Source organism: Marinospirillum sp. (genome assembly GCF_014859565.1).
In genome coordinates this window covers 1-5438 of record NZ_JACUUA010000212.1, presented here as the reverse complement: position 1 = coordinate 5438, position 5438 = coordinate 1, and the positions used below count along the sequence as shown (strand labels likewise).

The 5438-nt window shown below is 52.1% G+C and carries 5 protein-coding genes; 4 read left to right on the top strand and 1 reads right to left on the bottom strand.

The annotated features are described in order from the left end of the window. Positions 1–195: 195 nt before the first annotated feature. From lpxL to IBX50_RS16680, 3 genes are all read left to right on the top strand, one after another. Complete coding sequence (lpxL, locus tag IBX50_RS16690; RefSeq protein WP_292257430.1) at positions 196–1113, top strand: LpxL/LpxP family Kdo(2)-lipid IV(A) lauroyl/palmitoleoyl acyltransferase; 918 nt, start codon at positions 196–198, stop codon at positions 1111–1113. A gap of 11 nt (positions 1114–1124) precedes the next feature. Then, positions 1125–3293: a GNAT family N-acetyltransferase gene (locus tag IBX50_RS16685; RefSeq protein ID WP_292257429.1), complete on the top strand. Its 2169-nt coding sequence runs from the start codon at positions 1125–1127 to the stop codon at positions 3291–3293. A 71-nt stretch (positions 3294–3364) separates the two neighbouring features. After that, positions 3365–3853 (top strand): hypothetical protein, encoded by a 489-nt coding sequence (locus IBX50_RS16680; RefSeq protein ID WP_292257428.1) that lies wholly within the window; start codon positions 3365–3367, stop codon positions 3851–3853. Positions 3854–3915: 62 nt separating this feature from the next. On the opposite strand, the gene IBX50_RS16675 is transcribed toward IBX50_RS16680, so the two are convergent. After that, a complete protein-coding gene (locus IBX50_RS16675; protein ID WP_292257427.1) occupies positions 3916–4317 on the bottom strand; it encodes a thioesterase family protein in 402 nt (133 codons plus the stop codon). A 141-nt stretch (positions 4318–4458) separates the two neighbouring features. Here IBX50_RS16675 and IBX50_RS16670 point away from each other — a divergent pair. Next, positions 4459–5438: MalY/PatB family protein (locus tag IBX50_RS16670; RefSeq protein WP_292257426.1), on the top strand; the 980-nt coding region annotated here is incomplete at its 3' end.

Sequence of the window (5438 nt, the reverse complement as noted above, 5' to 3'; positions counted from 1 at the left end):
AACCCAGCCCTTAAAGCTGGGTTTTTTGTTGTGCGCCAGGCATGGCGCGTAGCGCCGCGACAGGCGCTGTTCCGATCCCGCGTGGTGGCGGTCGCAGTGGGTGAAGAAGTTGTTTGATAGACTGTGGAGGTAACTCCCCCTACTACTCGATTTGGTGGGTTACAATGCCTTTCTAATTCGAACTGGGCTGGCATCATGGCAAAAAGGAACTACCCAAAAAATCCACTACATCCTCGCTACTGGTTAACCTGGCTAGCGATTGGAGCCTTGCATCTGACAGCCTGGTTGCCTTGGCCGTTAAAAATAGCCTTGGGCAAGGGTATCGGTTATCTGGCATTACTGGTTGCGCGAGAGCGCAGGCATTTCACTGAGGTGAATGTGCGCCTGTGTTTCCCGGAAAAAACACCACAAGAGCAACAGCAGATGGTGCGGGATATTTTTCTGGCCAATGGCATTGGTACACTGGAAATCGCAACCGGTCTGGTGCGTGATGTGTCCTTCCTGAAAGATCGTATTACTTTTACCTGTCGTGAACATCTGGATAAAGCACTGGCACAAGGCAAGGGTGCCATTATTCTGGGTATCCATTTTTCCGTGATGGATCTGGGCGGGGCATTACATGGTTTGTTTTACAAGGTGGATGCCATTTATAAACCTCACAAAAACCCGGTTTTTGATCGCTTTATTCTCAAGGGTCGGCAAAAACACTTTGATCAGATGATTGACCGTCACGATTTAAAAGGCCTGGTGCGTCGGGTTCGACAGGGTCATGCTGCCTGGTATTCGCCCGATCAGGATTTTGGTCGCAAGGTCAGTGTATTTGCACCCTTTTTTGGTGTGCAGGCAGCCAGTATCACCATGACATCACGGATGGCACGTATGACCGGCGCACCTGTATTACCCCTGCGTATACACCGTAATCCAGATAACCGTACCTATACCCTGGAATATCTGCCACCTTTAGAGAACTTTCCATCGGGTGATGATGTGGTTGATGCAACCCTGGTTAATCAGGTGATTGAGCAGCTGATCCGGGTTCACCCAGAGCAATACATGTGGATGCACCGGCGTTTTAAAACCCGTCCTGATCCGGCTGATCCTGGTGTTTATTGATGGAGTTGGGCATGAGTAATAACAACATGGATGTATCCCGGTTCGATTCCATGCCCACTGAAACCACCTTGATTAACTGGTTGCAAGACCTGAAAAAACACCGTTTTCGTCAGCTTATCTGGTTGCAGGGTGAGGCTGATTGGTGTTGTACAACTGCCTTGCGGTGGTTGGAGCGCCTGCAGCAATTGCAGGATCGGCCTTTGACGGGTTGCTGGGTGCAGGCTGTCTCAGAGGCTGGTGATGCGCCGGATTTACCCGCGGGCATGGAGCTGTTGCCTGCCTCAAGAGGCCGTCATCGGTTGGGTAGTGAACAGCAGGTGCTGGTGCTGGATGCTTTTACCGGACTGCATCCGGATGCGCTGGGTGCCTTGTCCGGCACACTGCAGGCTGGTGGTGTGTTGTTGTTGCTGACACCGCTGGATTGGTCTTTGGTGCCCGATCCGGATTATCGCCGCCTTGCCCACTGGCCACATACAACAGAGCATCTGTCCTGTCACTTTCTGCAGCGCTGTGAGCAGTTGTTGCTGGCAGCGGATGTACCACGCTGGCATCAGTTGCAAGGTCAGCTGGGTAACTGGCATTTACCTCCTGCCACTGAAATCCATCAGCCCATGAGCTGGCCACTGGGTGCAGTTAGTGCAGATCAGGCGGCCTTAGTGCAACAATTATTGAGCTGGGTCTGGCAAAAGCCTTCCGTGCCGGTGGTGGTGACTGCTAATCGGGGGCGTGGCAAGAGTGGTGCGCTGGGTCTGGTGTTGCGGGCATTGGTATTGCATGAACCACAAAAAAACCTGCTGCTGACAGCACCGTCACGGGATGCCGCCGAAGCGGTATTTGCCCGTTTGCAGGATTTGCCATCGGGTTTGATTGAGCGTATTCGATTTATGGCACCGGATGCTTTACTGCAGGAACGACCCGCTGCTGATCTGTTGCTGGTGGATGAAGCGGCTGCGCTGCCGGTGCCGGTGTTGCAGAAGTTGTTGCAGCATTATCCGCGCAGTGTGTTTGCCACCACTCAGCAGGGTTATGAAGGTAATGGTCGAGGTTTTGCGCTGCGTTTTACCCGTCATCTGGATCAGCAGGCACCGGGCTGGTTATCCCTGACCTTGCAAGAACCCTTACGCTGGGCACCGGATGATCCTCTTGAACCGCTGATTAATCGTTTATTGCTGTTGGATGCCGAAGTCACTGACCCAGATCCCGCCTTGTTATCAGAACTACAGATCCATTGGCTGGATCGCCAGAGCCTGTTGGCCGATGAATCACTGCTCGGGCAGGTGTTTGGTCTGCTGGTGCTGGCACACTACCGCACTACGCCAGATGATTTCCGGCAGTTACTGGATGCACCGGGTGTACATCTGGCCTGCGCCTGGCAAGGGAAGGTGCCAGTGGGGCTGGTGCTGATTCAGGAAGAAGGTGGGTTTGATACCGAGCTGGCCGAAGCTATTTTTATGGGGCAGCGCCGCCCACAAGGGCATTTGTTGGCACAATCGCTGACCTTTCATGCCGGTGTGGTGCAGGCCGCACAGCTGCATTGGTGGCGAGTGCAGCGTATTCTGGTGCATCCGTTGTTGCAGGGGCAAGGTGTGGGTCAGCAGTTGCTGGATTTTGTGCAGCAACAGGCGCAGCAGAAAAAAGAAGTGGATCTGCTGGGCAGCAGTTTTGGAGTCACAGATAGTCTTCTGGGCTTCTGGCAACAAGCCGGGTATCTACCAGTGCGGGTGGGTATTACGCGGGATCAGGCCAGTGGTGAGCACACCCTGCAGGTGGTGTTGGCATTAACAACGGCAGGCCAGCAGTTACAACGGGCTTTACAACAACGTTTTGCAGAAACTCTGCTGGATTTGTTGCCGATTGCATTACAGCAGTTGCCCGCCCCCTTGGTAGCTGAGTTGTTGCATCCTTTGCTGAGTATTTGTGAACCGTTGAATGATCAGGATCAACGGGATCTTTATGCTTATTCTCAGGGGCATCGGCCTCTGATATTGATACGTACCGCTCTTAAGCGCTGGTTGTTGTTGCAGTTGCAGCAGTCACCACAGCAGCAAGGTTTGCATCCCTGGATACAGCTGTTGCTGCAACACCATTCGGAAGCAACCTTGCAGCAACAGCTGGGTATAAAAGGTAAAAAGGAACTGGATCGTCAGTTGCGCGGTCAACTCAGAGCATTGTTACAGTAGGCAGCAGGGTGCTTTTATTTTAAGATGCTGGGCTTTACCGGCTCCCCGGATCACTTTTTCAGGAGTAGTTCATGTTGTTACGCATTAAGGCATTGCTGGCGGCAGGTCTGCTGGTTCCTCTTCTGGGGCTGGCAACTGTGGCAGAAGCAAGAACCAGTCATGGTATCGGTTTTGATGCAGTGCGTTACCTGGATCAGGCGCAAGATGGTGATCAGTTAAATCTATCCTGGCAGGTTTCCACAGGTCGTCGGTCTGCACTTGTGGTGGGTATTGCGGATGGTGATCAGTACCAGATGTATGAAGCTGGCTTCAAGCGTTACAACGAAAAATACCTGAGTGGCAGCTTTTATCAGCTGGGTGTTTCTTACTGGAATGGATCTTCCGGTGTGAGCTCCGAGTTAGGTATGGATATTCGTGTTGGTTATGAAATTCCACTAAGCCGCTGGGCGGTGATTACTGGCTCGGTTGGCACTGTTTATGGAGTGGATACACCAGAAAACAGCAGCAGTAGCCTGCCTTTGGTTTTCCGGCCACATCTGGGTGTGATTTTCCACTTCTGATGGATTCCCGCGTATAAAAGGCACAAGACTCCCCCGGTTTTAAACGGGGGCGATACTGGTGATCAGCTGTTTTCTGGGCGTAGGTGTGCTTCAAGGTTTTTACGCAGCTCACCTTCGATGGGTTTGGATGCTTTATCTCCAAAACAATAGTGCACCAGTATGGCCTGACCTTTGGCACCCAGTCTGCCGTGTTGCCAGGCCTCCTGGCCAACAGTGAACGAGCTTTTGCCGATACGCTCAATGTAGGTACGAATTTCCACATTTTCGCCGTAAAACAACTCCCCGACAAAATCCACCTCAATACGTGCCAGAATCAGCTCCCATTTTTTGGGATCAAGATCCGGTGTAAACAGGCGGAATACATCGTTACGCGCCAGCTCAAACCAAACCGGTAGGCGAGTGTTGTTGATGTGCCCCAGGGCATCGGTATCGGTGAAGCCGGGGGTTAAGGCGTAGGTGAACATGCAGTGTCTCCAGATTGATTTCAGTCAATAAATAACAAAAAGATAACAATCAAAAAAGTGGTTAAGGGTAATCTTGACGTTAACGTAAATGGTTTTTTGCTTTTCGGCAAATCAAAATTTTGCTTCTAAGGTATAAATACAATGAATCTTGATTTCACTACACCGATTAACCGCAAGGGAACGGCCAGCCTTAAATGGCAGCGTTATGAACAGCAGGACGTAATCCCCATGTGGGTGGCCGACATGGATCTGGCCTCACCACCGGCAGTGCAACAGGTGATTGCCAACGCGGCCAACCGAGGTGTATTTGGTTACGGTGAGGTGCCTCAAAGCCTTGTTCAGGCTTTTGTTGACTGGTGTGCTCACCAGTATGACTGGACGGTGAAACCTGAGTGGCTGGTGTGGCTTCCCGGTGTGGTGCCGGGTTTTAATCTGGCGGTGGAGGCTTGGTTAAAACCTGATGAAGGCCTGCTGGTGCAAACACCGGTGTATCCACCGATTCGGGTGTTGGGCAAGGTGCGGCATCGTCCGGTGGTGGATGTGCCTGTTTCTCTGACAACAACAGAGCTTGCCAGCAGCTTGCAATCACAAACCAAAGCCCTTCTGCTGTGTAATCCGCAGAATCCGACCGGCAAAGTGTACAGCCGTGAAGAATTACAGCAGCTGGTTGCACTGGCGGAAGCCAAGGATCTGCTGGTGATTTCGGATGAAATCTGGGCGGATCTGGTGCTGGAACCGGGATTACGTCATCACCCTTTTGCCAGTATCAGTGAAGCTGCTGCCCAACGATCCGTGACTCTGATGGCACCCAGTAAAACCTTTAACATTGCTGGTTTGTCCTGTGCGGTGGCGGTGATTCCCAACCCAGAACTTCGAGCCACCTATCAGCAATTCATGCGTGGGTTGATGCCAGACATGAATTATCTGGGACTTCTGGCCGCTGATGCAGCCTGGCAGGAAGGCCATGCCTGGCTGGAGGGGCTCAAACAACACCTGAATGCCAATCTGGATTTACTCGAAAACTGGCTGCGGGACTTTCCGCAAATTGGTTACGTGCGACCACAATCCACCTTTGTTGCCTGGCTAAATGTAATGGCACTGGAGATGGAAGATCCAACCCA

Bases quoted from the DNA above. Each gene is read 5' to 3' on its own strand.
- lpxL (WP_292257430.1), top strand. From the start codon at position 196: ATGGCAAAAAGGAACTACCCAAAAAATCCACTACATCCTCGCTACTGG.
- IBX50_RS16685 (WP_292257429.1), top strand. From the start codon at position 1,125: ATGAGTAATAACAACATGGATGTATCCCGGTTCGATTCCATGCCCACT.
- IBX50_RS16680 (WP_292257428.1), top strand. From the start codon at position 3,365: ATGTTGTTACGCATTAAGGCATTGCTGGCGGCAGGTCTGCTGGTTCCT.
- IBX50_RS16675 (WP_292257427.1), bottom strand. From the start codon at position 4,317: ATGTTCACCTACGCCTTAACCCCCGGCTTCACCGATACCGATGCCCTG.